Source organism: Olleya sp. KJ81-1, assembly GCF_055808135.1.
In genome coordinates this window covers 62,114-85,901 of the sequence record NZ_CM147854.1, presented here as the reverse complement: position 1 = coordinate 85,901, position 23,788 = coordinate 62,114, and the positions used below count along the sequence as shown (strand labels likewise).

Annotated in this window: 25 protein-coding genes; 9 read left to right on the top strand and 16 right to left on the bottom strand. The window is 31.4% G+C overall.

All coding sequences use genetic code 11. The features are described 5' to 3' along the window. Positions 1-44 precede the first annotated feature (44 nt). Together AC0L3M_RS00395 and crcB are read left to right on the top strand one after the other, a co-directional pair. Positions 45-1,091, top strand: coding sequence for an SRPBCC family protein (locus AC0L3M_RS00395; protein ID WP_473431423.1), 1,047 nt, complete (start codon positions 45-47; stop codon positions 1,089-1,091). Further along, on the top strand, positions 1,092-1,463 hold the full coding sequence (gene crcB / locus AC0L3M_RS00390; protein ID WP_473431422.1) for a fluoride efflux transporter CrcB: 372 nt from the start codon (positions 1,092-1,094) through the stop codon (positions 1,461-1,463). On the opposite strand, the gene AC0L3M_RS00385 is transcribed toward crcB, so the two are convergent. Then, the gene (locus tag AC0L3M_RS00385; RefSeq protein ID WP_473431421.1) at positions 1,464-2,066 is read right to left on the bottom strand and encodes a DUF1684 domain-containing protein; all 603 of its coding nucleotides are present in this window, start codon (positions 2,064-2,066) and stop codon (positions 1,464-1,466) included. 255 nt (positions 2,067-2,321) lie between these two features. Between AC0L3M_RS00385 and AC0L3M_RS00380 the strand changes: the two genes are divergently transcribed. Then, complete coding sequence (locus AC0L3M_RS00380) at positions 2,322-3,533, top strand: MFS transporter (RefSeq protein ID WP_473431420.1); 1,212 nt, start codon at positions 2,322-2,324, stop codon at positions 3,531-3,533. Continuing rightward, positions 3,530-3,904 (top strand): VOC family protein, encoded by a 375-nt coding sequence (locus tag AC0L3M_RS00375; RefSeq protein WP_473431419.1) that lies wholly within the window; start codon positions 3,530-3,532, stop codon positions 3,902-3,904. Before AC0L3M_RS00380 ends, AC0L3M_RS00375 begins: the two co-directional genes overlap by 4 nt. On the opposite strand, the gene AC0L3M_RS00370 is transcribed toward AC0L3M_RS00375, so the two are convergent. Next, the gene (locus tag AC0L3M_RS00370; RefSeq protein WP_099570378.1) at positions 3,901-4,341 is read right to left on the bottom strand and encodes an Lrp/AsnC family transcriptional regulator; all 441 of its coding nucleotides are present in this window, start codon (positions 4,339-4,341) and stop codon (positions 3,901-3,903) included. The genes AC0L3M_RS00375 and AC0L3M_RS00370 overlap by 4 nt on opposite strands. Before the next feature lie 171 nt (positions 4,342-4,512). On the opposite strand from AC0L3M_RS00370, the gene AC0L3M_RS00365 reads away from it, so the two are divergent. After that, positions 4,513-4,854: a hypothetical protein gene (locus tag AC0L3M_RS00365; RefSeq protein ID WP_224740658.1), complete on the top strand. Its 342-nt coding sequence runs from the start codon at positions 4,513-4,515 to the stop codon at positions 4,852-4,854. A gap of 4 nt (positions 4,855-4,858) precedes the next feature. On the opposite strand, the gene AC0L3M_RS00360 is transcribed toward AC0L3M_RS00365, so the two are convergent. From AC0L3M_RS00360 to AC0L3M_RS00350, 3 genes are all read right to left on the bottom strand, one after another. Next, positions 4,859-5,473, bottom strand: coding sequence for a DEAD/DEAH box helicase (locus AC0L3M_RS00360; RefSeq protein ID WP_145000507.1), 615 nt, complete (start codon positions 5,471-5,473; stop codon positions 4,859-4,861). Positions 5,474-5,529: 56 nt separating this feature from the next. Then, entirely contained in the window at positions 5,530-6,069 is a 540-nt protein-coding gene (locus AC0L3M_RS00355; protein ID WP_473431418.1) for a sigma-70 family RNA polymerase sigma factor, read from the bottom strand. 263 nt (positions 6,070-6,332) lie between these two features. Beyond that, on the bottom strand, positions 6,333-6,800 hold the full coding sequence (locus tag AC0L3M_RS00350) for an OsmC family protein (protein ID WP_473431417.1): 468 nt from the start codon (positions 6,798-6,800) through the stop codon (positions 6,333-6,335). Between the two features lie 125 nt (positions 6,801-6,925). On the opposite strand from AC0L3M_RS00350, the gene AC0L3M_RS00345 reads away from it, so the two are divergent. Further along, entirely contained in the window at positions 6,926-7,378 is a 453-nt protein-coding gene (locus AC0L3M_RS00345) for a hypothetical protein (protein ID WP_473431416.1), read from the top strand. 72 nt (positions 7,379-7,450) lie between these two features. Here the strand turns inward: AC0L3M_RS00345 and AC0L3M_RS00340 are convergent, their stop codons facing one another. Beyond that, the gene (locus AC0L3M_RS00340; RefSeq protein ID WP_473431415.1) at positions 7,451-10,888 is read right to left on the bottom strand and encodes a methylmalonyl-CoA mutase family protein; all 3,438 of its coding nucleotides are present in this window, start codon (positions 10,886-10,888) and stop codon (positions 7,451-7,453) included. Positions 10,889-11,031: 143 nt separating this feature from the next. On the opposite strand from AC0L3M_RS00340, the gene purU reads away from it, so the two are divergent. The 3 genes from purU (at position 11,032) to AC0L3M_RS00325 (ending at position 13,151) form a co-directional block, all read left to right on the top strand. Then, a complete protein-coding gene (gene purU / locus AC0L3M_RS00335) occupies positions 11,032-11,886 on the top strand; it encodes a formyltetrahydrofolate deformylase (protein WP_473431414.1) in 855 nt (284 codons plus the stop codon). A 127-nt stretch (positions 11,887-12,013) separates the two neighbouring features. Next, positions 12,014-12,715 carry a DUF4197 domain-containing protein gene (locus AC0L3M_RS00330; protein ID WP_473431413.1) on the top strand — a complete coding sequence of 234 codons (702 nt, stop codon included), beginning with the start codon at positions 12,014-12,016 and terminating at the stop codon, positions 12,713-12,715. A 238-nt stretch (positions 12,716-12,953) separates the two neighbouring features. After that, a complete protein-coding gene (locus AC0L3M_RS00325; protein ID WP_473431412.1) occupies positions 12,954-13,151 on the top strand; it encodes a Lacal_2735 family protein in 198 nt (65 codons plus the stop codon). Here the strand turns inward: AC0L3M_RS00325 and AC0L3M_RS00320 are convergent. The 10 genes from AC0L3M_RS00320 to AC0L3M_RS00275 form a co-directional block, all read right to left on the bottom strand. Further along, positions 13,134-13,925 (bottom strand): ABC transporter substrate-binding protein, encoded by a 792-nt coding sequence (locus tag AC0L3M_RS00320; protein WP_473431411.1) that lies wholly within the window; start codon positions 13,923-13,925, stop codon positions 13,134-13,136. The genes AC0L3M_RS00325 and AC0L3M_RS00320 overlap by 18 nt on opposite strands. Positions 13,926-14,119: 194 nt before the next feature. Beyond that, positions 14,120-14,938: an orotidine-5'-phosphate decarboxylase gene (gene pyrF / locus AC0L3M_RS00315; RefSeq protein WP_473431410.1), complete on the bottom strand. Its 819-nt coding sequence runs from the start codon at positions 14,936-14,938 to the stop codon at positions 14,120-14,122. A gap of 34 nt (positions 14,939-14,972) precedes the next feature. Next, positions 14,973-16,049 (bottom strand): peptide chain release factor 1, encoded by a 1,077-nt coding sequence (prfA, locus tag AC0L3M_RS00310; protein WP_145000524.1) that lies wholly within the window; start codon positions 16,047-16,049, stop codon positions 14,973-14,975. A gap of 137 nt (positions 16,050-16,186) precedes the next feature. Further along, positions 16,187-16,690, bottom strand: a complete 504-nt coding sequence (locus AC0L3M_RS00305) for a hypothetical protein (RefSeq protein WP_473431409.1) — start codon at positions 16,688-16,690, stop codon at positions 16,187-16,189. A 195-nt stretch (positions 16,691-16,885) separates the two neighbouring features. Beyond that, entirely contained in the window at positions 16,886-17,857 is a 972-nt protein-coding gene (locus tag AC0L3M_RS00300; protein ID WP_145000528.1) for a DUF3078 domain-containing protein, read from the bottom strand. Between the two features lie 23 nt (positions 17,858-17,880). Beyond that, a complete protein-coding gene (locus AC0L3M_RS00295; protein ID WP_342862704.1) occupies positions 17,881-19,059 on the bottom strand; it encodes an AIR synthase related protein in 1,179 nt (392 codons plus the stop codon). 91 nt (positions 19,060-19,150) lie between these two features. Beyond that, positions 19,151-20,638: a carboxypeptidase regulatory-like domain-containing protein gene (locus tag AC0L3M_RS00290; protein WP_473431408.1), complete on the bottom strand. Its 1,488-nt coding sequence runs from the start codon at positions 20,636-20,638 to the stop codon at positions 19,151-19,153. Between the two features lie 40 nt (positions 20,639-20,678). Next, positions 20,679-22,166, bottom strand: coding sequence for a CsgG/HfaB family protein (locus tag AC0L3M_RS00285; protein ID WP_473431407.1), 1,488 nt, complete (start codon positions 22,164-22,166; stop codon positions 20,679-20,681). Between the two features lie 17 nt (positions 22,167-22,183). After that, on the bottom strand, positions 22,184-22,582 hold the full coding sequence (locus AC0L3M_RS00280) for a curli production assembly/transport component CsgF (protein ID WP_145000536.1): 399 nt from the start codon (positions 22,580-22,582) through the stop codon (positions 22,184-22,186). A 10-nt stretch (positions 22,583-22,592) separates the two neighbouring features. Next, positions 22,593-23,753, bottom strand: a complete 1,161-nt coding sequence (locus AC0L3M_RS00275) for a CsgE family curli-type amyloid fiber assembly protein (RefSeq protein ID WP_473431406.1) — start codon at positions 23,751-23,753, stop codon at positions 22,593-22,595. Positions 23,754-23,788 lie beyond the last annotated feature (35 nt).

The window sequence follows — 23,788 nt, the reverse complement described above, 5'->3', positions numbered from 1 at the left end:
GTAAATTGATTATCTTTGAAATAACAACCATTTAATTTTTAAGAATGAAATACTTAAAATACCTTTTATTTTTATTGCTTATTGCAATCATAGCTATAGCTATTTATATTGCAGTACAACCTAATGATTTTAGTGTATCAAGAACTAGAACTATTCAAGCACCTGCTAGTTTAATATATAATGAAGTGATAGATTTTAAAAACTGGGAAGATTGGAATGCTTGGACAGAAGAAAAACCAGAAATGACTATTAATTATCCAGAACAAACAAAAGGTATTGATGGTTCTTACTCTTGGATTGATAATGGTGAAACAGGTACCATGCGCACTATAGATACCAATCCTAATAAGTCCATTACACAAACCATGCAGTTTGCTGATTACCCAAGTTCTGACGTTGTTTGGACTTTTATACCAAATGCAGATGGTAGTACTGATGTAAAATGGACAATTTCTGGTAAAGATTTACCTTTTGGTTTTAAAGCTTATGCTGCTTTTACAGGTGGCATGGATAGTAAAATTGGACCATACTACGACAGAGGCTTAGAGCTTTTAGACCAAAAGGTAGTAAAAAGCATGACAGTTTATAATGTCAAAGTAAATGGTGTAACTAAACATGGTGGTGGTTTTTACTTGTACAATACAACATCAAGTAAAATTGAAAATTTTAAAGTTAAAATGCAGCAAATGCTACCTGAAGTCAAACAATACCTTACAGACAACAATATAAAACCAGCAGGAGCTCCTTTTGTTATATATCATAAATGGGATTTAGAGAACAATGCAGTCATTTTTTCTTGTGCTATGCCAACTAGCGATAGGGTTATTACAACCGATAGCGAAATTTTAACTGGACAACTAGCTCCTTTTGACGCTTTAAAAACAACCTTAAAGGGAAATTATACACATCTAGAAGAAGCATGGAATACAGCCATGAAATATCAAACAGATATTAATTTGGTACCTGATGAAACTGGTGTTGCATTAGAAGTATACGTCACTGACCCAAGCGACACACCTAACCCAGCTGATTGGATTACAGAAATTTATTTACCTATAATATTAGATAATAACACAACTTTAAGTCATTAAATGAAACAACTTGTTTTAGTTTTTGTAGGTGGTGGTTTAGGAAGTGTCCTACGCTATATTATTGGCAAAGCACTTAATAATACAGAAAACGGAATCCCATACGGAACCTTTTTAGCCAATGTTTTAGGGAGTTTACTTATAGGTATAATATTAGGTTTTGCTCTAAAAAATAATACACTTAGTAACAACCAAACATTGTTACTAGCTACTGGTTTTTGTGGTGGATTTACAACCTTTTCTACATTTGCTTATGAAAACCATGTATTTTTAAAAGCTGGAGATTTTACTAGTTTTGCTTTATACACAATCGCTAGTTTTATTCTTGGTTTTTTAGCAGTCTTTTTGGGAATGTGGTTAGCTAAACAATTTTAGTTAAGCTTTTGTGTATTTTTTTACACCTGCTTCAATACGTACATATAAAATATTTTCAGAAGGAACTATCGGACAAGAGTACTTTTTATTATAAGCGCAATAGGGATTATAAGCTTTATTAAAATCTATATATATTTTGTCATCTTTAGGCAATTTAACCTCTATGTAGCGTCCACCTTTATAGCTTTCAACACCATTAGTATTATCCATAAAGGGTAAAAACAAAGCTTCCTCTTGACCTACTTCCTTAGCCATGTCTAAATCTTGATAGACATTCAATTTTAATATTTTATCTTTAATAGTAAAAGTAGCTTCGCCATATTTAATATAATCTACTTCTCTATCTGTGGTGGTTTTCATTTTAAAAGGCGTCTCATCAGGTGTGCGTTTAAAATCTGCATTAACCATATAAATGCTATCAAATTTAAAAAAATCTAGACTTCTAAATATTTTACGATCTCTATCTGTTAAAGGTGACTTGGCTGCATCTTTAAAATCTGCATTCATCTGTCGTTGGTAATCTGTATCTCCTAATAATGGTAATTTATCTTGCGCACAACTTAAATTTGTGATTATTACAAATAACAATATAATATATCTCATGCGTTACTCTATTAAATATGAATACTTTAAAAATTCAACTCAAAAATACAACTTATTCAAAATTTTGTTTAGCTTTGGTCTAATAATTTATTAAAAATGAAATTAGTCATTACATATTTATCTAAACAAACCTCTTGTAGAAACACAGGTAGTTGGCGCTGTAATATGTTATGATGATGTAAATATCAATTTATACAATACAAAAAAGTCCAACCTAACCGTTGGACTTTTTACATTTATAACAACAACCAAACCATGAAAAAACTATTTAACAACTACATAAACACTTTTGATGGACTATCAAAAGAAGTATGGTGGCTATCGTTAATTACGCTAATTAACAGAGCAGGTACAATGGTAATCCCATTTTTATCTTTATACCTAACAGAAGATTTAGGATTTACCTTATCAAACGTTGGTACAGTAATGACTGCTTTTGGGCTTGGATCTGTTTTAGGATCTTGGTTAGGAGGTAAACTAACAGACAAGATTGGTTACTACAAAATTATGGTATTTAGCCTATTTATATCAGGCTTTATGTTTATTGGTTTGCAATATCTTAAAACCATTTACACATTATCATTGGGTATTTTTGCGTTAATGATAGTGGCAGACATGTTTAGACCTGCTATGTTTGTTGCTTTAAGCGCTTACAGTAAACCAGAAAACAAAACACGAAGCGTTACTTTAATTAGATTAGCAATTAATCTAGGGTTTTCAGCAGGACCTGCAATTGGTGGTTTAATTATTGTTGGATTGGGTTATGGAGGATTATTTTGGGTTGATGGCATCACTTGTATTGCGGCTACATTTGTTTTAATTAATGTATTAAATCCTAAAAAGGCAAGAATACAAGACGAAATTAATGTAGACAACCCATACTCTGCTTATAAAGACAAACCCTTTATAATATTTTTGTTTGCTTTGTTTTTATTTGGATTTATCTTCTTGCAATACTTTTCTACAATGCCTTTATACTATAGATCAGAACATCATTTAAGCGAGCTGCAAATTGGATTATTACTTGGTGCCAATGGTTTTTTTATATTTTTATTAGAAATGCCATTAATTAAGTATTTAGAAAACACACGCTTTGCAAAAACGTCTTTAATTTTATTTGGCGCGTTTTTAACTGCTGCTAGCTTTTTAATACTTAACTTTTCAAGTTGGTCAGGCATTTTAATTTTTGGTATGTTTTTAATGACTGTTGGTGAGATGATAGCATTTCCGTTTGCTAATGCTTTTGCTTTGCAACAAGCTAAAAAAGGAAATCAAGGTGAATATATGGCATTATACTCGATAGCATTTTCGTTTGCACATATCTTTGGTCACAAAACAGGTATGGAACTTGTTGAAGGTGTTGGTTTTGATAACACTTGGTATATCATGACCTTATTAGGAGGTTTATGCATGTTTTTATTATACCTATTAAAACAGTTTATGAAAGGAAAAAAATTAGCTAAATGAATTTAAATCAAGTAACCATATCCTCTAAAAATTTAGACAAATCCGTCACATTTTATAAACGTTTAGGACTGCAACTTATCGTTGACGCACTACCAAGATATGCTAGATTTACTTGTCCCGATGGTGACGCTACTTTTTCTATACACCAAAATATAAATATGCGACCTAGTGATAATACAACGCTATATTTTGAGGATGAAAATTTAAAAGATTTAGTTTTTAAACTGAAACAAAAAGGAATAGTTTTTACATCTGATATTGAAGACAAGTCATGGCTTTGGACAGAAGCGCATTTAAAAGATCCTGACGGAAATAACATTATATTATTTAAAGCAGGAAAACATAGAAAAAATCCACCTTGGCGAATTTAAACTGGCTTTATAGCATTGTTTTTAACTACATGAGATAAAATTATTTGCGTTTTACATTCGCCATAAATAATTAATTGATCAATAAAAGCCTCTAAATGCTTGTGGTTTTTTAAAACCACTTCCATAACTATGTTTTCATTTCCGGTAATCCTGTAGCAATTAACCACCTCATCAAGGGTTTTTACTTTTTCTAAAAACGGTTTTAATTTACCCATAAACGCCTGTAAAGTAATTAAAGCTTTTAATTGATAACCGACTTCAAAAGGAGAAATCAATGTGATATGATTTTGAATAATTCCTAAATCCTCCATTTTTTTTATCCGCTCTGATACAGCAGGTGAGCTTATTCCCACCTGACGACCAATAGCAGCATTGGATTGCCTAGCGTTTTGCTGTAAACATTTCAAAATTTTCCAATTCAATTTATCTATACTCATTTTTAAATAATATTTTAAAAATATATTAAATTTTAAAGTAAATATACACTAATACTTTAAAATCGAAAGTTAAAAATACTGGTAAGTCGTTATTTTTGATAAAAATTAAAACTTAAAATGTCGGCTCCAATTCCTTCTCATCTGTCAGAACTGCCTATATATAAGCAGGCTATGCAAATTTTTGTTTTATCTAGAAGCATTTCCAGCTATTTAAATCAGGATTTAGCATACTTATACGATGATGGTAAAGAAGATGCCAATATTTATGTATCAGGTGATATTGTACAACAGTCGGTATCCTTAGCTCCAGAAATTATTAATGCAGAGTTAGAGCATTGTCGTGACAAAAAACACAGACATATAGCATCCGTAAACCGTCTAACTAATAGGCTGTATAAAAACTGTAGTCGTCTAGAGTCTTGTAACAGCAATGGTAAAGACTACTTACCAATTTTAAAAAGAGAGATTAGAAAATTTAGAAAATTGCAAACAACTTGGATGTTGACACTTTAATTATTTAAGAAAAATCAACTACTCTTGCATTATACATAAATGAGTCTTGAAAGGCTTTAATTTTAGGATTAAAGGTTTCAGAAAAAATCACAAACTTAGCTTTAGGTGCGCTTTCGCTTAATCTTAAAATGTAATTGTGATAATTATTTCTAGTAATAAAATCGGCATCGTGTAAAACAAATAGCTTCAATTCTCCTAAATGCAGACTATTTAAATGATACAATTTACTTAAACGTTTTGGTGTTGCAATCAAAATATCCACACCATAATAAACCTCTTCACGTTGTTTTTCTAAATCATGCTCTTCATAAGCACAGTAAATACGTAAATCTGTTCTTTTAGTAAAAGCTTCAAAACGTTCTTTTAATTCTAAGGTCGTTTTTTTGTCTTTAGCTATAATTACTGCTCTTGGCGAATCCTCAAAAGCCTCGGCTCCTAATTTTTGAATGGTACTAATTATCATAGCAGTAGTCTTACCGCATCCTTTTGGTCCTATTGCGTAAAGATCTGTTCCTGCCTTAATTAAAGGCATCACTTCTTTTTGAAACTTGTTAGTGGTTTCAAAACCTGCTTTTTCAATATTTTCTTTTAATGAAGGATGGTATTTTTTGAAAGACATTTATGTAATTATGATATGTAAATATTAGTGTAAACTGTAGATTACAAAGGTAGTAATTAATGGCACATTTTACAGTCTGCTTTGTCTTTAACTTCACCAACCAAAAATCCTTGGTCATTAATTACAAAATCACAACAATCTACAAAACCTTGAGCAATCATTTTTCGACCTCGTTGGATTTGTGACTTAATAGTAGGTAAGGCTAAATTTAATTGGTCTGCAATTTGTTGTTGCTTTAAGCCTTTTACATCACTTAAAAGTAGAGGTTCTCTGTACTTTTCAGGTAAACTTTTAATAATACCATGTAAGCAATCAGCTTCAGTATGTTCTAGTTTTTGTTCTTCAAAAATAAAATCTTCATCTGTTGTTTCATACACCAATTTTTTACTTCTAAAGTAGTCCAAAACGGTATACCTAGCAATAGAGAAAAGCCACGATTTAAGCTTATCTTCATCTTTTAAAGTATTTAATTTAGTATGTACTTTTATAAATGTTTCTTGCAATAAATCGTCCGCAATTACCTCATCTTTTACTTTACTTAAAATAAAATATTTGATATCGTCTGCATGTAATTTCCAAATGTCTTTAGTATCCATATCGATTGTAATGTAAAAACGCTAATCTTGGTATAAAGTTACCTAAACTAGCGTTATTAATACTGTTTTTAAGTCATACTTAACAGTTGCAGTTATTGCAAGTACACGTATTACATGTGCAGTTAAAACAATTTCCTTTAGAGCAACCGTCACAGTCACAAGTACAATTTATATTTTTCATAATATCTATTTTTATGGGCTCATATAATAGACGTGACTACCTAAAAAAAGATGCAAATTTGAAGTCTTTTTTTAAAATGAAATTATTTTACTACAATTTTAGCGTAATGTGTTATTGGAAAATTACATGAGTTTGCTATAAAACATAATTGATTTGCTTTACTATGAAGGTTTTCCGCTAACTCTTTTTGAGTTTCATTTTTTATAGTTACAACAGGTTTTAATCTTACTGTTTTAAAACTTCCACCTCCTGAAGCATTCACTTCCAAATCGCCTTCTGCATCATCTGTATAACTTATTACCTCTATATTGTTTTGCGCGCAAACGTATAAATAAGACATCATGTGGCAGGATGCTAAAGCTGATAATAATAAATCTTCTGGGTTGTATAACGTGTCATCTCCTCTAAATGGTTTTGCTGCAGACACGGATAAATCCGAAACTTTATTAGCAATGGTTACTTTATGATTTCTACTAAAAGCTCTTGGATTACTTGTACTTTCACCATCATTAATTGTCCATTTTACTTGTGCTTTGAAGGTGTGTTTCATCTACATTTTTTTATTGAAATTTTAAAATAATAATAATTTTATAAACAAACTTTACTTTTAAATTGAATGTGAGTTATTTATTTAGGTTATTTTTAATTATAAAACTTCAAATTAATAATTTTTATATGAAAACTGAAGAAGCAAGAGGTTATACCATCCAAAAACTAAACACAATAGAAATCACTATTGATCAGATAATTACAAATTATTTTAGTCCAAAAAATCTGAATAATTTCAACAACATTTTATTGAACAGCTCAATTCTTGAGTTTGGAAAAAAAGTCAAATTAATTAGTAGTCTTGATTTAATAGATAAAACAACATTCAGTGATTTACTAAAACTAGCATCTATTAGAAATAGTTTTGCTCATGCAGAAATAAGAAATGTAACTCATTATACTACAGGAGAAAAAAACACATTAGCAGAAATAAAAAAAATGATTGTAGTAATGAATTCAAATGGAAAAATATCAAAAAAATATATTTCTGAATTCTTAATTGAATTTGACAACTTATTCAATAAATTAACAATTAAATTAGATGAAGTTTCAAAAGCTATAGCAAACATGAATTTTTAAAACTTTATTTACTTGAAAAAAATAAGGACAACTAAAACAGTTGCCCTTATTATATATATTCTTTAAATAAAATTACATGTTTCTGCGATACTGACCACCAACTTCAAACAACGCTGAAGTAATTTCTCCTAAACTACAGACTTTACAAACATCCATTAACGCTTCAAATATATTTTCGTTGTTAATCGCTCGCTCTTGTAAATCTTTAAGCAATGCTTTTGTGTCATTTGCCTCATGAAGATTAGATAACGTTTTAATCTGGAATTGCTTTTCTTCTTCTGTTGCTCTAATGACTTCCGCAGGAACAACCGTTGGTGACCCTTTACTACTTAAGAAGGTATTTACACCAACAATTGGGAACTTCCCGTTATGCTTTAACGTTTCGTAATACAAACTTTCTTCTTGTATTTTACTACGTTGGTACATGGTTTCCATTGCTCCTAAAACACCACCTCTTTCTGTAATTCTGTCGAATTCTAAAAGCACAGCTTCTTCAACTAAATCAGTTAATTCTTCAATAATAAAAGACCCTTGTATTGGGTTTTCGTTTTTATTTAATCCTAATTCTTTATTGATGATTAATTGAATAGCCATCGCACGTCTAACTGATTCTTCAGTTGGCGTTGTAATAGCCTCATCATAGGCATTAGTGTGTAATGAGTTACAGTTATCATAAATAGCGTATAAAGCTTGAAGCGTTGTACGAATATCATTAAAGTCAATTTCTTGAGCATGTAAACTACGTCCAGACGTTTGAATATGATATTTCAACATTTGTGCTCTTGCATTTGCACCATATTTGTGCTTCATTGCTTTTGCCCAAATTTTACGTGCTACACGACCAATTACAGCATATTCTGGATCGATTCCGTTTGAGAAAAAGAATGATAAGTTTGGACCAAATTTGTTGATGTCCATACCACGACTTAAATAATATTCTACGTAAGTGAAACCATTAGATAATGTCAATGCTAATTGCGTAATTGGGTTTGCACCTGCTTCTGCAATATGATATCCAGAAATTGATACTGAATAGAAGTTACGAACGTTATTCTCTATAAAATACTCCTGCACATCTCCCATTAAACGTAATGCAAATTCTGTTGAGAAAATACACGTGTTTTGTGCTTGGTCTTCTTTTAAAATATCTGCTTGAACTGTACCTCTAACTTGAGCAATGGTATTTGTTTTAATCTCTGCATATACATCTGCTGGTAATACTTGATCACCTGTAACACCTAAAAGCATTAATCCTAAACCATTGTTTCCTTCTGGTAAGTCGCCATTATAAGTAGGACGTTCTTTACCTTTATAAATCTTAGCTATTTTAGCTTCTACTTCTTTTTCTAAACCGTTTTCTTTAATGTAAAACTCACATTGTTGGTCTATGGCAGCATTCATAAAAAATCCTAATAACATTGGTGCAGGACCATTAATGGTCATACTTACCGACGTCATTACGTTTGCTAAATCAAAACCTGAATACAGTTTTTTAGCATCGTCTAAACAACAAATACTAACTCCTGCATTACCAATTTTACCGTAAATATCTGGTCTTAAATCTGGATCGTTTCCGTAAAGCGTTACACTATCAAAAGCGGTTGACAAACGTTTTGCTGGCAATCCTGCACTTACATAATGAAAACGTCTGTTGGTGCGTTCTGGTCCACCTTCTCCTGCAAACATACGTGCTGGATCTTCTCCAGTACGTTTAAATGGATATAATCCTGAGGTGTATGGAAACTCTCCTGGTACATTTTCTTGCAACGTCCAACGTAATAAATCACCCCAAGCTTGATACTTTGGTAAAGCTATTCTTGGAATTTGTAAATGTGATAACGACTCAGAATGTGTTTCTATTTTAATTTCTTTATCTCTTACTTTAAAGCTATAAATCGGATTTTTGTACTTATTAACTTTCTCATCCCAACCTGTAATTACTTCCCAATTATAAGGATCTAAGTTTAATTTTACACGGTCAAATTCTGCAATAAGCATTTTAATTAAATCCTTTTTGTCATCCTGAACTTGCTTCAGGATTTCATCTTGATCAAGACCTTGCTTACTAATAAGAGACATCTCGACTGCGCTCGATGTGACATCCATTACTGAACAAATAGTCTTATAAATTCCGTAAAGTTTTTGAGCAACTTCAACTTGCGTGTTTGCTGTTTTGTCATAACCACGATTACTTTCTGCAATTTCAGACAAGTAACGTGTACGTGATGGTGGAATAACAAAAATCTTCTCGCTCATTTCCTGAGAAATTTCAAATGTCGATTTTAAAACCGAATCCGTCTTTTCTACTAACTTATCCATAATGGCTTTGTAAAGCGTGTTCATCCCTGGATCATTAAATTGCGACGCAATAGTACCATAAACTGGCAATTGATCTTGTGGTATATCCCAAAGATTATTGTTACGCATATATTGTTTTTTAACATCACGAAGCGCATCTAATGAGCCACGTTTGTCAAATTTATTAATGGCAACCAAATCTGCAAAATCAAGCATGTCGATTTTTTCTAATTGTGTAGCTGCACCAAATTCTGGAGTCATAACGTATAAAGCCACGTCAGAATGTTCCATAATCTCTGTATCAGATTGTCCAATTCCAGAGGTTTCTAATATAATTAAATCGTATTCCGCAGCTTTTAAAACCTGAACTGCTTCGTTTACATATTTGGATAAAGCTAAATTGGACTGACGTGTAGCCAAACTACGCATGTATACTCTTGGAGAGTTGATTGCATTCATCCTAATCCTATCACCTAAAAGTGCTCCTCCAGTTTTACGTTTTGATGGGTCAACAGACACTAAACCAATAGTTTTTTCTGGAAAATCGATTAAAAAACGACGCACTAATTCATCTACTAAAGATGATTTACCTGCACCACCTGTTCCTGTAATTCCTAAAACTGGTGTTTTAGAATCTTTATTTTTAATATGAATTTTATCTAAAGTCGCTTTAGCTACATCAGGAAAGTTTTCGGCAGAAGAAATCACTCTGGCAATTGCCTTAGGATTTTTAGTAGGCAAAATGTCCAACTCATTACTTAAAGTATCACCTATTGCAAAATCCGATTGTTCAACCAAATCATTAATCATCCCTTGTAATCCCATAGCACGACCATCATCCGGAGAGTAGATTCTGGCAATACCATAATCCATAAGTTCCTTAATTTCTGAAGGTAAGATTACACCTCCACCACCACCAAAAATCTTGATGTGCTCTGCGCCTCTTTCTTTTAAAAGGTCATACATGTATTTAAAATACTCGTTATGACCACCTTGGTAAGAGGTTAAACAAATAGCATTAGCATCTTCTTGAATTGCGGTATTTACAACTTCATCCACACTTCTATCGTGTCCTAAATGAATTACCTCAACTCCTGTAGATTGAATAATACGACGCATAATATTTATGGACGCATCATGACCATCAAATAAGGCTGCTGCTGTTACAATTCTAACTTTATATTTTGGTTTATATGGTGTTGCTTGTGTCATTCTTAAAATATAATGGGTTTTGAGGTTGCAATTTACGGAATATTCAAAAATATTGCTCTATAATCTGTAATTATCTAAAAGTTAAAAACAAATAATTATCCCGATAAATTTACAGTAAATTTAGTTGCTAATACCAACTGAAAATGAACAAATTAACGATCTTAATCCATTGTAATGACCAATCAGGAATTATTGCAAGTGTTACAAATTTTATTGCCAATAATAATGGTAACATTGTTTACATAGACCAATATGTTGATAGAGAACAAAACATTTTTTTTATGCGTTTGGAAAGCGAATTTGAACAAAACACATTTAATACCGAAGCTTTTAAGGCTACTTTTAAACACGAGTTAGCCGATCGTTTTAAAATGAAATGGCGTATTTACTCTGCCAAAACAAAACCAAAAATGGCACTATTTGTATCCAAATATGACCATTGTTTATATGATATATTAGGACGTTACAATTCTGGAGAATTAGACGTAGACATTCCGTTTATAATTAGTAACCACAACTCTTTAAAACCCATTGCAGACAGTTTTAATATACCGTTTTATCATATTCCAGTTACTAAAGAGACTAAAGCCAAAGCTGAAGACCAGCAATTAGAACTTTGTAAAAAACATGGTATTAATTTTATTGTTTTGGCTCGCTATATGCAAATTGTATCTAATAAAATAATAAGTCAATATCCCAATAAGGTTATTAATATACACCACTCTTTTTTACCTGCTTTTGTTGGTGCAAAACCCTACCATTCTGCCTACAAACGTGGTGTGAAAATTATTGGTGCGACTAGTCACTATGTGACAGAGGATTTAGATGCTGGTCCGATTATTGAACAAGATGTTGCAAGAGTATCACATACACACGCAATTGAAGATTTAATTTCCAAGGGACGTGATTTAGAAAAAATTGTACTGGCAAATGCTATAAAGCTTCATCTTAAACGAAAAGTAATGGTGTTTAATAATAAGACTGTTATTTTTTCGTAAAAATCATTTATCTCGTTCTTTTAAGCCTTGTGTTTATTCATAAAAAAAGAAAATTAAAATAAAACGCAGTTTTTGTATTAAAAACGCATCCTATTAATAGGTATATTTGTGCCTTAAATTATATAACATGAAAAAAATATTAGCCTTACTAATTGTTTTAAATTTTACTGCTTGCGCAGAATTACAGCAAGTTGTTAACCAATTACCGCAAGCTGGTGGTGTTAGCGACTTAGATATTGCTGGAGGATTAAGACAAGCTTTAGACTTAGGTATTGACAAACAGGTTTCTAAATTGACACAAACAGATGGTTTTTTTAAAAACGAATTAGTTAAAATTTTACTTCCAGAGGAATTACAAAAAGTTGATAAAGCTTTACGAGATATTGGCTTAAGTAATCTTGCTGATGAAGGTTTAAAAGTATTAAACAGAGCTGCAGAAGATGCTGTTGGAGAGGCTACACCAATTTTTATTAATGCAGTTAAAGAGATTACTTTTACTGATGCTAAAAACATCCTATTAGGAAGTAATGATGCTGCAACGCAATACTTAAGTAACAAAACACAAACTGCTTTATATGACAAGTTTAACCCAGTTATTAAGGCCTCATTTGATAAAGTTGGTGCTGACCAAATTTGGGCTAACTTAATTAATAAATATAATGCTATCCCTTTTACAAATAATGTTAATCCTGATTTAACAGATTATGTTACTGGAGAAGCTTTAAAAGGTGTTTACACTATGATCGCTGTTGAAGAGCAAGAAATTAGAACCAAAGTTGGCTCTAGAACAACTGCTTTATTACAAAAAGTATTTGCTTTACAAGATTAACCCTTTTATTAAACTTAGAATAATACTAAGTTAACATTGAAACAAAATATAAGCTAGATATTTGCATCGTATTAGAAAGCACACTTTCGTTTTTGATGCAGAGTTAGTTTAGTTAGTAATTAGAGTCTATTTTTAGGGTTAAGAATGGGCTCTTTTTTTGTGCCAAAAAATCGCTAATTATTTTGTTTATATCAATAAAAAAAGTAATTTAAATGTCTAATTACCAACCCCTAAGACCATGGACAGACTAAATTTACTAAAACAACATCAAAATAAGCTTAATAAGCGATACAAACAGCTTATAGAACAGTCTTATAATTTAAAGCAAACAGATCACGAACAAAGTGACGTATCTGCATTTAAAGCTATTAAGATTTTAAATAAGCTAAATAGGTTAAAATTTTTAGCAAGAGAACAATCACAAACGGTCTCTTAATTTTTTAAAATAATCAAACGCTTTTAGTAATCTAGAACCATACCACGAAAAATACTCGCCATCCACAAAAATAACTTTTGCATTATTTGATGCATGACTAACTTCTAAAGCGTGTGCCTTTTTAAAAGGATAAGGCTCACTAGATAATAATATAACCTCAGGATTGCCTTCTAGCTGCATTGCTTTTATATTAACCTCTGGATAACGATCTAGGTTAGCGTATATATTCTCAAATTTATTTAATTGTAACAAATGATTTATAAATGTTCTGTTAGCAGCGACCATCCAAGGATCTTTCCAAATAAAATAGGCTACTTTTAAACTGGCTTTTTCTTTTATAAAAATTTGAAATTCTTTTAAGTTAGTTTCAATAGTTTCGCAAATCTTTTTAGCATTATCACGTTTGTTAAAAAGCTGACCATATTGCTTTATTAAATCTAAGCAATCTAATACAGTTACAATATCTGAAACATGTACAGGACAAATAGCTTGACAATCTGACACGATATCATGCGTATTTTCTTCTTTATTACAAAGTATAATATCAGGTTTTAATGCCTTAATTTTTTCAAGATTAATTTGCTTTGTTCCTCCCACAATTTGCTTATCTCCTTTTAAATGTACGGGATGTACACAAAATTTAGTAAGTCCAACAATACTATCTTCTAGACCTAAATCATAGAGCAATTCGGTTTGAGAAGGCACTAACGAGATGATGCGTATTGGTGTTGCATCTATGTTAAGTGAATTACCTATTTGGTCTGTAAGTGTCATTTAGTTATGGCTTAAAATTGTCGTGATGTTTTTAATAATGAGATGCTGAAACACGTTCAGCATGACGTTACAAGGCGATATTATTTTTATTAAATAAGTCCAGCATTATGATTGACGGTACGACATAACATTACTATTATTACTTAAATAATGTGATACTGAAATAAATTCAGCATGACGACACGTTTAATTGTTTATTTAGTATTTAAAATAACTTCCATTTGTTGCTGTAAATCTTTTGCTTTTGTAGCTGCTGCCTGTGCAAAATCTTCGTTTGTTGAAGCATATATAATTCCTCTTGACGAGTTTATTAATAAGCCAACATTATCGCTCATACCATATTTACAAACATCCTGTAAGTTTCCGCCTTGAGCGCCAACACCAGGAACTAGTAAAAAACTATTTGGAACTATTTTTCTAATTTCTGCAAAATACTCAGCCTTAGTTGCACCAACTACGTACATTAGGTTTTCAGCATTTACCCACGATTTAGAGGTTTCTAGTACTTGTTTGTACAGCTCTTTACCATCTACTGTTTTAGTTTGAAAATCAAAAGCACCTTGATTAGAGGTTAGCGCTAACATAATAGTGTGTTTGTCTTTAAAAGCCAGAAATGGTTCTACCGAATCTTTTCCCATGTAAGGAGCAACAGTAACACTGTCAAACGCTAAGTCTTCAAAAAAAGCTTTTGCATACATTGTACTAGTATTACCAATATCACCACGTTTAGCGTCTGCTATTGTAAAAATCTCTGGATGCTTATCGTTAAGATAGTTTATCGTTTTTTGTAATGCTTTCCAGCCTTTTAAACCGTAAGCTTCGTAAAATGCAGTGTTAGGCTTATAAGATACACATAAGTGATGTGTTGCATCAATAATAGCTTTATTAAACTCGAAAATAGGATCTTCGGTTTGTAATAAGTGTTTAGGAATTTTGTTTAAATCGACATCTAATCCAATACATAAAAAGGATTTTTTGATGTGTATTTGTTCTAGTAGTTGTTGTGTTGTCATGTTATAAAAAAAGCCTCAATAAAGAGGCTTGTTATTAAATATGTTGGTCACTAGCTTTTAATTTTTCTGTATTATCAGCTAATTGTAATTCGTCAATAATTTTTTGAATATCTCCATTTACAATGTTTTGTAAATCGTATAATGTTAAACCAATTCTGTGGTCCGTAACACGTCCTTGCGAGTAGTTGTAAGTTCTAATCTTAGCACTTCTATCTCCAGAGGTTACCATCGTACCACGTAAGGCTGCATCTTCTTCGTTTTTCTTAGCCAACTCCATATCATATAAACGCGAGCGTAATACTTTAAAAGCTTTCTCTTTGTTTTTATGTTGTGATTTTTGATCCTGACATTGCGCTACTAATCCTGTTGGAATGTGCGTTAAACGTACTGCAGAATATGTTGTATTTACGGATTGTCCACCTGGTCCAGAAGAACAGAAAAAATCTACACGAACTTCTTTAGGGTTGATTTCTACATCAAACTCTTCAGCTTCTGGAAAAACCATTACAGTTGCTGCACTTGTATGCACACGTCCTTGAGTTTCGGTTTGTGGTACACGTTGTACACGATGCACACCAGCTTCAAACTTTAAAGTTCCGTAAACATCGTCTCCTGTGACTTCAAATTGGATTTCTTTAAAACCTCCATTTGTACCTTCGCTATAATCTACAGTATCTACTTTCCATCCTCTGCTTTCGCAATATTTGGTGTACATTCTAAATAAATCTCCTGCAAAAATACTAGCTTCATCTCCACCTGTTCCAGCACGAAGCTCAACCACTGCATTTTTAGAATCTTGAGGATCTTTAGGTATTAATAACACTCTGATCTCGTCTTCTAGTTTTGGTATTGCCTCTTTAGCTTCGTCGTATTGCATTTTAGCCATGTCTACCATTTCGGCATCACTACCATCTGCAATAATTTCTTCAGCTTCTTTTAAATTTTCAGTAAATTCGATATATATCTCACGCTTATCCATTAATAAACGTAAATCCTTATACTCTTTATTTAGTTCTACATAACGCTTTTGATCTGTGATAACATCAGGTTGAATGATTAAATCACTAACCTCATCAAAACGTTGCTTAACTATTTGTAACTTCTCTAACATCTTCTTCTAAAATTGTGAAACAAAAATACGATAATTTATGAATTTGCAATACTTTAATATTGTTTGCTTACAATAAAGCATTTATTTAAAATTTCCTTTTTTAAAATGCTAAACATTTGGTCTTATAAAATCAAAAATTAAGGCTTTTCAATATTTATGTCAGAAGCAAAAAACAAATAATACCCTAAGCACATAAAGGCTAAATAGTACAAGAGTCTTTCAATAAAAAAGAAAGCATAGGCTTCAAAAAAATTAGCTATAAAACCACTTAAATCTGTGAAAATGAATAAAAATGTAAACCCAACAAAATAAACCGCTTTATTGGAGTCGTCACAAAAATAATATTTAGCTGCTAAAGCACCAGAAATAACGCATACAATCCAATATAATTGAATGGACAACAACTGACTATAATCTAATAATGTTGATGTTTCGGATACTGCTTTATAACCAATTAATAGGTTAATAATGATAACAACTACAAATAAGCCAGTAATAGTTTTACCTAGCTTTTGGTGTTTAAATTTTTTATATAAATTGACACATAATAAAGAGAATGCCAACATTTTAATTACCGAATAGGTTTCAATTATAAATGGTTGAAGATAGTACAAATCAAAAGCATCTGCGACAATCAACAAACAGATAAAACCAATTAGATTTTTATCTTTTATTTTATAAAAAACAAATAACAATAAAAAGAGACAACTTGAAACGAGTCTAACAATTTGGCTATTAAAAAAGTCCAAAAAGACTATCGATGCTATGTTTAAAATAACAACAATTAAAGTGAAAATTTTTATAGCTTGTTTAGTTTTCAATAAGTCTTTATAATTTTAAAAATCAACTATCACTCCAATACCTAAAAGTTGCTTCCATTGTATTGAGGCTCCTTTTTCTGCAAATTCGTCTTCTATCTCTGTTTCTTCAATAATCTTAACATCATTATCATATCTTAAGTGTGATCCTAAGGTTGCTTTTACAAAATCATTAACCTTAAAATCAAAGACGACTTCCCAGTCTACATCTATATTACCAAAACTATTTAAATAATCAGTATATAAACTTACTCTATTTTTAAGATAAATATTTTCTAAAACCTGAGTCTCATAAGAATTTGTAACTAAAACACCCATTTCTGTCCTTACATTTTCACCATCTACTATTTTATTACCCAGTGTATCAAAAATTGCAGGACTGACACCAAAAGTACCTTTATCCGCTAATTCCTGATCTAACACAAAGGTTGCTTTAAAGGTTAATGGAGACATATAAAATGATAATTTTTCGATGTTTTTACCGTATTCCACTCCGCCTCCAACAAACAAGTAACCAGGTGCCATAAATCTAGAAATAGCATTATCCCTATTTGGATAGTTATATCCATTAGCATACTGAGTTTTAAAATTAAAACGTCCAGAATAATACCAATTAGTAATAGTGTCTTTTCTAAAACCTAAGGTAGAAATTAGCTCTAACTCGTCTTCAGTTTTTCTTAAACGTTGGTTTTCTTGTTTATTTACACCATAACGCGTTCTAACTTCATTAAACCAAATTAGGTTGTTTTTTTTATATCTTAAACTAGATTTTATGGCTAATAATGCTGATATTGAATTTGCTCCTCCAGCATTCCAATTAACAAAGGTGACTTCATTTATGTCTAACCCAAGTTTATTTAATTGTCTCCATTTTACTGTATCCAAAACTTTTACTGGTTGTTCTGGGTTTTGTGGATTTACTGGTTGTTCTGTTTGGGCAAATACACTATTTACACAAACCATTAAGCATATTAAGATAAAGCCTTTCATATCTTTTAATTTTTCATTTGTAATTAATAAACAAACGTTCCGTATTGACTTTCTATTGTAAGCTTTTTAGCATCTGAAGCCTCTACCCTTCCAATCACCTGAGCATTAACATTATATGATTTTGAAATTTCGATAATAGACTGTGCAATTTCTGGTGATACGTATAGCTCCATCCTATGTCCACAGTTAAACACTTGGTACATCTCTTTCCAATCTGTCTTAGATTGTTCTTGAATTAATTTAAACAATGGTGGTACAGGAAACAAATTATCCTTTACAATGTGAAGATTATCTATAAAATGAAGGATTTTTGTTTGCGCTCCTCCACTACAATGCACCATACCATGCACTTCTTTATTATTATATTTTGATAATATTTCTTTTATAATAGGTGCATATGTTCTAGTTGGCGAAAGCACTAATTGACCTGCATCTATTGGAGAATCTTCAACCTTATCTGTCAGCTTTACTTGACCAGAGTAAACTAAATCTTCTGGTACAGACGCGTCAAAACTTTCAGGATATTTATCTGCCAAATACTTACTAAAAACATCATGTCTAGCAGAGGTCAGACCATTACTTCCCATACCTCCATTATAACTTTTCTCGTAAGTTGCTTGACCAAAACTTTCTAGACCAACTATGACATCTCCTGCTTTAATATTAGCATTATCTATAACATCAGTTCGTTTTATTCTTGCTGTTACGGTAGAGTCTACTATAATAGTTCGGACTAAGTCTCCAACATCTGCAGTCTCACCTCCTGTACTATGGATGGTTACTCCAAAAGATTTTAAATCCTCTATTAGCTCTTCTGTCCCATTTATTATTGCTGAAATAACGTCGCCTGGAATTAAGTTTTTATTTCTTCCTATGGTAGATGACAGCATGATATTATCCGTTGCACCAACACATAACAAATCATCAATATTCATGATTAATGCGTCTTGTGCAATACCTTTCCAAACCGAAAGATCACCTGTTTCTTTCCAATACATATAGGCTAAAGACGATTTTGTGCCAGCTCCATCTGCATGCATAATTAAGCAATACTCTGAATCGTTGGTTAAATAATCAGGCACTATTTTACAGAAAGCTTTAGGAAATAAACCTTTATCAATATTTTTAATTGCGTTGTGTACATCTTCTTTTGAAGCAGATACACCTCTTTGGCTGTAGCGTTTAGAAATTTCGGAACTCATTGTGTTGTGTTAGGCTACAAAGATATTTATAAATAAAAAGCACACAAGTAATATGTGTGCTTTTCTATTTAAAATGATGTAAAGTAAGTATTTACTTCCAATCTGGCATTTTTGCATTTTCTAAAAATAAGGTTCTATCATTAGTAGTTAATACATCAATTACAACTATGTCTTTTTGTGATATTCCATCATTTGACGTATTAACAAAAATTACCTGAGCTTCATTTGGTGAAAATTTAGGATCTAAATCATTAGTACCAGCAGGTTTATTTAATGATATATCATCAATAGCAGAAGTCGCTATTTCATAAATAAACATATGGTTATTTAATTGTCTGTAATCTGTATTTTGATTACCAGACACATCATATGTATATAATAACTTTGTTCCATCAAAAGAATAGTCTAATCCTCCAGCAGCACCATTAACGCCTTGTAATACATAGTCCAAGATTGTACCAGAATTATTTATCGTGTAAATCTCTACGTTATAACCAGAAGCATTATTTGTTTTAATCGCTAAACGTTGTGTAAATTGATTCCAATCAACCTCTGTTATAAAATTAGCGTTTAATGTCTGATGGATTTGAGTTAACCCTGAACCATCTACATTTATTTGATATAGCTTATCAAAATTTGGATATACAAATTTTGTATTATCATCTTTCCATTCAAAATCTAGTTCTTCTAAATTAAAGCCATTAACTGAAATACTATTAGTTACCTGAGCCACATTGGATCCGTTAAGATCCATAGTATAAATTTGTGTTTGACCTCCATTTGATCTTAAAAATGCTAACTTATCAATATTGCTTGCTTTTCTTGGCCTCCAACTATTACTACCTGATGATGTTAATTGGTACTCATTACCATCAGAATCCGCAGAAAATATAACATTATTACCATTTATTTTTCTAGTAAAAAAGACTCTGTTGGTAGGAAACTCAATGGTTTTAAAGTTAAACGTTTCACTTAAAACCGGATCATTAATATTGTCTGAAGCAGAAACTTGCCAAAAATATTTGATTCCGTAGTCTAATCCTGTAACCGTCAATGTGGTATCTACTAGGTCTGTATAATTTAAAACATCTGAATTTTGGTCGTTTAATATCTGAACTTGATAAACTAAATCATCATCTTCAGGATCTGTCCCAACCCAAGTTAGATCTACAGTTAAGGTCTGATTAATCGCATTATTAGCAGGTGTCACTAAAATTGGTGCATTTGGCGCGTCATTATTAGCGGTTTCTACTTCTAGCTCAAAAATCACGTTTACACTATTATCCTCAGTAACAGTCGCTGACTCAAACTTTGATAAATAGCCATCTTTTTGTGCTTGTACAGAATAAGTGCCAATTGCAACATTATTAATTACAAAATCTCCAGAAGCATCTGTAAAAACGATACTAGAACTAGGGTTTGTTGACACTCTTGTATTTTCTAGTGGTACATTATCTCCTTTAGAAACCACTTTTCCTGTTATTGAACCAGTACCACTAAAGGATACTTTGTCTTCACTACAACCAACGACTAGTAAGATTATGACTAATAAACTTATATATTTTGAAAATGTTTTCATCTGTTTCACTTTTTTAAATGTTAAACTAAAATTTAACAGATTAATTATCTTTTTTGATTGGACGTGCTAACTTGTTTTTTTCTTGCATTTGTCTACGATTTTCTTTTTTCAAGGCTCTAAATTCTGCCTTTTTAAGACGCTCTAACTCTTTACGTTGATTAAATTTAGTATTTGGTGTAGATAAATAAATATTAACACCTAACCCAAAACGATAAAACATATCGTCAATGGATCCAGACACTACACCATCCAATTTATCGGAAAATACTAAGTTATGCTCTCCAAACACGTATATTCCTATGTTATCTTTTACTAAATACTCTATTCCTAAACCTGCCTGTAATTTAGGGTCTAAGGTGTTAAAATAGTCCAAAGCATTTGTACCAATACCGCCAAACAAGTAAGGTGTTAGGTTGTCAAATGGTAAGATTTTATATTCTAAATTTAAATCAAAGGACATAAATCCTTCATTAAACATTTCTTTATTTTCTAAATTAAATTTATTAAAAGAAAAATCTAATCCTAAATATGGATTTAATTTACGTTTAAATCCTAATTTACCATTAAAAGCTAGCTGAGGATTAGCCAAATCACCATTCATTAATGTACCTCCTAATGCTGCTGTAATTGCGTAATCGCCTCTTCTTTCTGTTAAAAAACGATCGTATAACTCTGTAGTTATAGCTTCATCTTTTTCAGCATCATAGTCTTCTACAAGTTTAGCTGTAGCTTCCTCACTTAATCTTGGCAACCATAATTCGTCTTTTATTCCTTCAATAATCAAAGCCTCTACCGCTTTTTCAATAGCCTCTTTCATGGCTAATTGGACAGGTTCATTTTTAGTAAAACCTATTTCAGTCTCCAGTAGTCTTTGAAATTTAACGTACTTAAACAGATTTGCAGATACTGCCTGAGATAAGATTGTTTTTGAAATATAAACTGTTTTTAAAATGCGTCCTGTTTGCGTAGATACAGCTCTTAAATACACTGTAATCCTATCTTGTCTATATTGTGTAGAAGTACCTACTCCTAAATATCTTGCTCCTGCACCACCTGTTAGAATATTAGTATCATAGGATATAACACCACCTTCCAATAATATCCCTGCGTATAATAATGGTTCAATATTTGGCTCGTTTGGGTTTTGGTTTTTCCTATACTCGTCTCGAGTAGATCTAATTATATTTCTTTCGTTTAAAAGATTACCCAAGTTTTCTCTTTCAATAACTGTAAACCATTTAGAGTCCTCTAAAGCCTTATTTAACATCGTTGTACCTCCTTGAGAGACTGCTGTACTAAAAGTACTTCCATTTTCTACAGCTTTGTACTGACCTGTTTGATCTTTAAAGTTATATACTCCAGCTACAACCGGATTTTGAGGTAATGGAAACTCTTTTAACTTTTGCGCAACTGGAGAGGTTTCACCAATCCTCGCTCGTTCTTGCTTATAAGGTTGGTTAAAAAAAGCACCACAACTGGTTAATAATAAAAATAATATGACTGCAAATGCAGATCTATAGTTAAGCATGATAGATAATTAAGTGGTTAATTAGGGACTATAATTTGTGTCTGCTCTCCAGTAGTTGTATCTAAAATATTAATGACTAAGCCTTCTGCAGAGTCATATACTTCTAATGCTAAACTACCAAAACTAAAATTTCCTTCTTGTAGACCTTCTCCTAATTGGGTTTGAAATAAAGATCTAGATAACTGACTTAATATTTGCCTGTTAAGGTTTTCTGAAAATGCTGCTAATGAGCTATCATCATCTGATTGGTTTGCTTTTGGGTCTGTAAAGGAATTTTGAGCATTAGCTGAACTTAATAACCATTGATAGTTGAAAGTATCTCCTCCAAATGCTGGATTTATAGGTTTATAAGATAACTGTTGACCAACACAGAAGTAGCTAGCCGAGAAAATTAAAATTATTAGTAATTTTTTCATGTCTAAAAAGTTAATGGCGTTTAATTGTTTTAGATTCGTTTTCAAGTTTTTTAAAATGTTTATACACGTTAATTATCGCGTAATCATTCATTTTAGTTAAATACTCAAGACTAGGTCTTACAAAAAACGAAAAAATCTCATCATCTCCAACAATAACCTCTATTTTCGTGTTTCTACCTAATGCTAATACCTCCTTGATTGTCACTACTTTATTCCCGTTAATATTATTTTGAGTGTATAAAGCATAAAATAACTTGTAAAAGTCCCTACCTGGTTTTGTTTTTGTGTCTTCAACTACGATTCCTTTTAACTCTAAACCATCTCTTTTACCTTTATTGACGTCTTGAGAGTTTGCCTGTTCCTCTTTTAATTTATCTAATAATTTTTGTTTATTTTCTATATCTAAATTTGACTTATCATTGTAAACTACTCTATCTTGACCTATCAAATTATTATCTAAGTCATAAATAAGCATGACGCAAATAACTGGCTGATCTCCAATAATATTAAATGAAGCCTCAGCAAGTTCTATTTTTTGGTTGGCAGATATAATAAAGCGTTGCTTTTTGTCTTCAAGAAGGTTATCTACACTTTCTTCTTTATCAAAAACCATTAATTTAAAGATTAAACTTTTTGTAATTTCGGTTTTATTGAAAGCTGTAGCTTTTATGGTTGTAAAGTCATTTTGTTGAGCTGTTTCTATTTTAGCCTCAACTTCATTGTTTACTAATTGCGCAGAAATTTTGAGACTAATATCATCAATTTTTTCTGCAATATTTTTTTTAACATTAAGATTATTGTCTTCATTATCGTTATAAACGATTCTATCCATACCAATAATATTATCTGTTGAATCAAAAATTAAAAGTAGAATTATCACCTTTGTCTCTTGATCAAAATTAATGGATGTTGTTGACAAATCTTTTTGTTGATCTGCATTTAAATCTAATTGTCCGCTTTGCTCGTTTTTAGATTTGTTTTGATTTTTATCTGTTTTAAAAACAGATAATTTATAAGATATACTTTTAGACAATTGCATTTTATTAATAGCAACGCCCTTTATATTAATAATATCATTGTCTTGGGTAACTATCAGCTTTGCCTCAACTTGCGTGTTATACGATTGCGAGTGAGCGTTAATAGCATAAAAAAAGACAACAATTAATACCATTGTTTTTTTGAATTCACATAAAAACATAATGGTTT

What these genes read in the sequence shown, in the direction of transcription:
- prfA (WP_145000524.1), bottom strand. Translation starts at nt 16,049, where the DNA reads ATGTTAGAGAAGTTACAAATAGTTAAGCAACGTTTTGATGAGGTTAGT.
- AC0L3M_RS00290 (WP_473431408.1), bottom strand. Translation starts at nt 20,638, where the DNA reads ATGAAAACATTTTCAAAATATATAAGTTTATTAGTCATAATCTTACTA.
- AC0L3M_RS00380 (WP_473431420.1), top strand. Translation starts at nt 2,322, where the DNA reads ATGAAAAAACTATTTAACAACTACATAAACACTTTTGATGGACTATCA.
- AC0L3M_RS00280 (WP_145000536.1), bottom strand. Translation starts at nt 22,582, where the DNA reads ATGAAAAAATTACTAATAATTTTAATTTTCTCGGCTAGCTACTTCTGT.
- AC0L3M_RS00365 (WP_224740658.1), top strand. Translation starts at nt 4,513, where the DNA reads ATGCAAATTTTTGTTTTATCTAGAAGCATTTCCAGCTATTTAAATCAG.
- AC0L3M_RS00345 (WP_473431416.1), top strand. Translation starts at nt 6,926, where the DNA reads ATGAAAACTGAAGAAGCAAGAGGTTATACCATCCAAAAACTAAACACA.
- AC0L3M_RS00370 (WP_099570378.1), bottom strand. Translation starts at nt 4,341, where the DNA reads ATGAGTATAGATAAATTGAATTGGAAAATTTTGAAATGTTTACAGCAA.
- AC0L3M_RS00330 (WP_473431413.1), top strand. Translation starts at nt 12,014, where the DNA reads ATGAAAAAAATATTAGCCTTACTAATTGTTTTAAATTTTACTGCTTGC.
- pyrF (WP_473431410.1), bottom strand. Translation starts at nt 14,938, where the DNA reads ATGACAACACAACAACTACTAGAACAAATACACATCAAAAAATCCTTT.
- purU (WP_473431414.1), top strand. Translation starts at nt 11,032, where the DNA reads ATGAACAAATTAACGATCTTAATCCATTGTAATGACCAATCAGGAATT.
- AC0L3M_RS00285 (WP_473431407.1), bottom strand. Translation starts at nt 22,166, where the DNA reads ATGCTTAACTATAGATCTGCATTTGCAGTCATATTATTTTTATTATTA.
- AC0L3M_RS00355 (WP_473431418.1), bottom strand. Translation starts at nt 6,069, where the DNA reads ATGGATACTAAAGACATTTGGAAATTACATGCAGACGATATCAAATAT.
- crcB (WP_473431422.1), top strand. Translation starts at nt 1,092, where the DNA reads ATGAAACAACTTGTTTTAGTTTTTGTAGGTGGTGGTTTAGGAAGTGTC.
- AC0L3M_RS00275 (WP_473431406.1), bottom strand. Translation starts at nt 23,753, where the DNA reads ATGGTATTAATTGTTGTCTTTTTTTATGCTATTAACGCTCACTCGCAA.
- AC0L3M_RS00395 (WP_473431423.1), top strand. Translation starts at nt 45, where the DNA reads ATGAAATACTTAAAATACCTTTTATTTTTATTGCTTATTGCAATCATA.
- AC0L3M_RS00360 (WP_145000507.1), bottom strand. Translation starts at nt 5,473, where the DNA reads ATGTCTTTCAAAAAATACCATCCTTCATTAAAAGAAAATATTGAAAAA.
- AC0L3M_RS00350 (WP_473431417.1), bottom strand. Translation starts at nt 6,800, where the DNA reads ATGAAACACACCTTCAAAGCACAAGTAAAATGGACAATTAATGATGGT.
- AC0L3M_RS00295 (WP_342862704.1), bottom strand. Translation starts at nt 19,059, where the DNA reads ATGAGTTCCGAAATTTCTAAACGCTACAGCCAAAGAGGTGTATCTGCT.
- AC0L3M_RS00340 (WP_473431415.1), bottom strand. Translation starts at nt 10,888, where the DNA reads ATGACACAAGCAACACCATATAAACCAAAATATAAAGTTAGAATTGTA.
- AC0L3M_RS00325 (WP_473431412.1), top strand. Translation starts at nt 12,954, where the DNA reads ATGGACAGACTAAATTTACTAAAACAACATCAAAATAAGCTTAATAAG.
- AC0L3M_RS00385 (WP_473431421.1), bottom strand. Translation starts at nt 2,066, where the DNA reads ATGAGATATATTATATTGTTATTTGTAATAATCACAAATTTAAGTTGT.
- AC0L3M_RS00320 (WP_473431411.1), bottom strand. Translation starts at nt 13,925, where the DNA reads ATGACACTTACAGACCAAATAGGTAATTCACTTAACATAGATGCAACA.
- AC0L3M_RS00375 (WP_473431419.1), top strand. Translation starts at nt 3,530, where the DNA reads ATGAATTTAAATCAAGTAACCATATCCTCTAAAAATTTAGACAAATCC.
- AC0L3M_RS00300 (WP_145000528.1), bottom strand. Translation starts at nt 17,857, where the DNA reads ATGAAAGGCTTTATCTTAATATGCTTAATGGTTTGTGTAAATAGTGTA.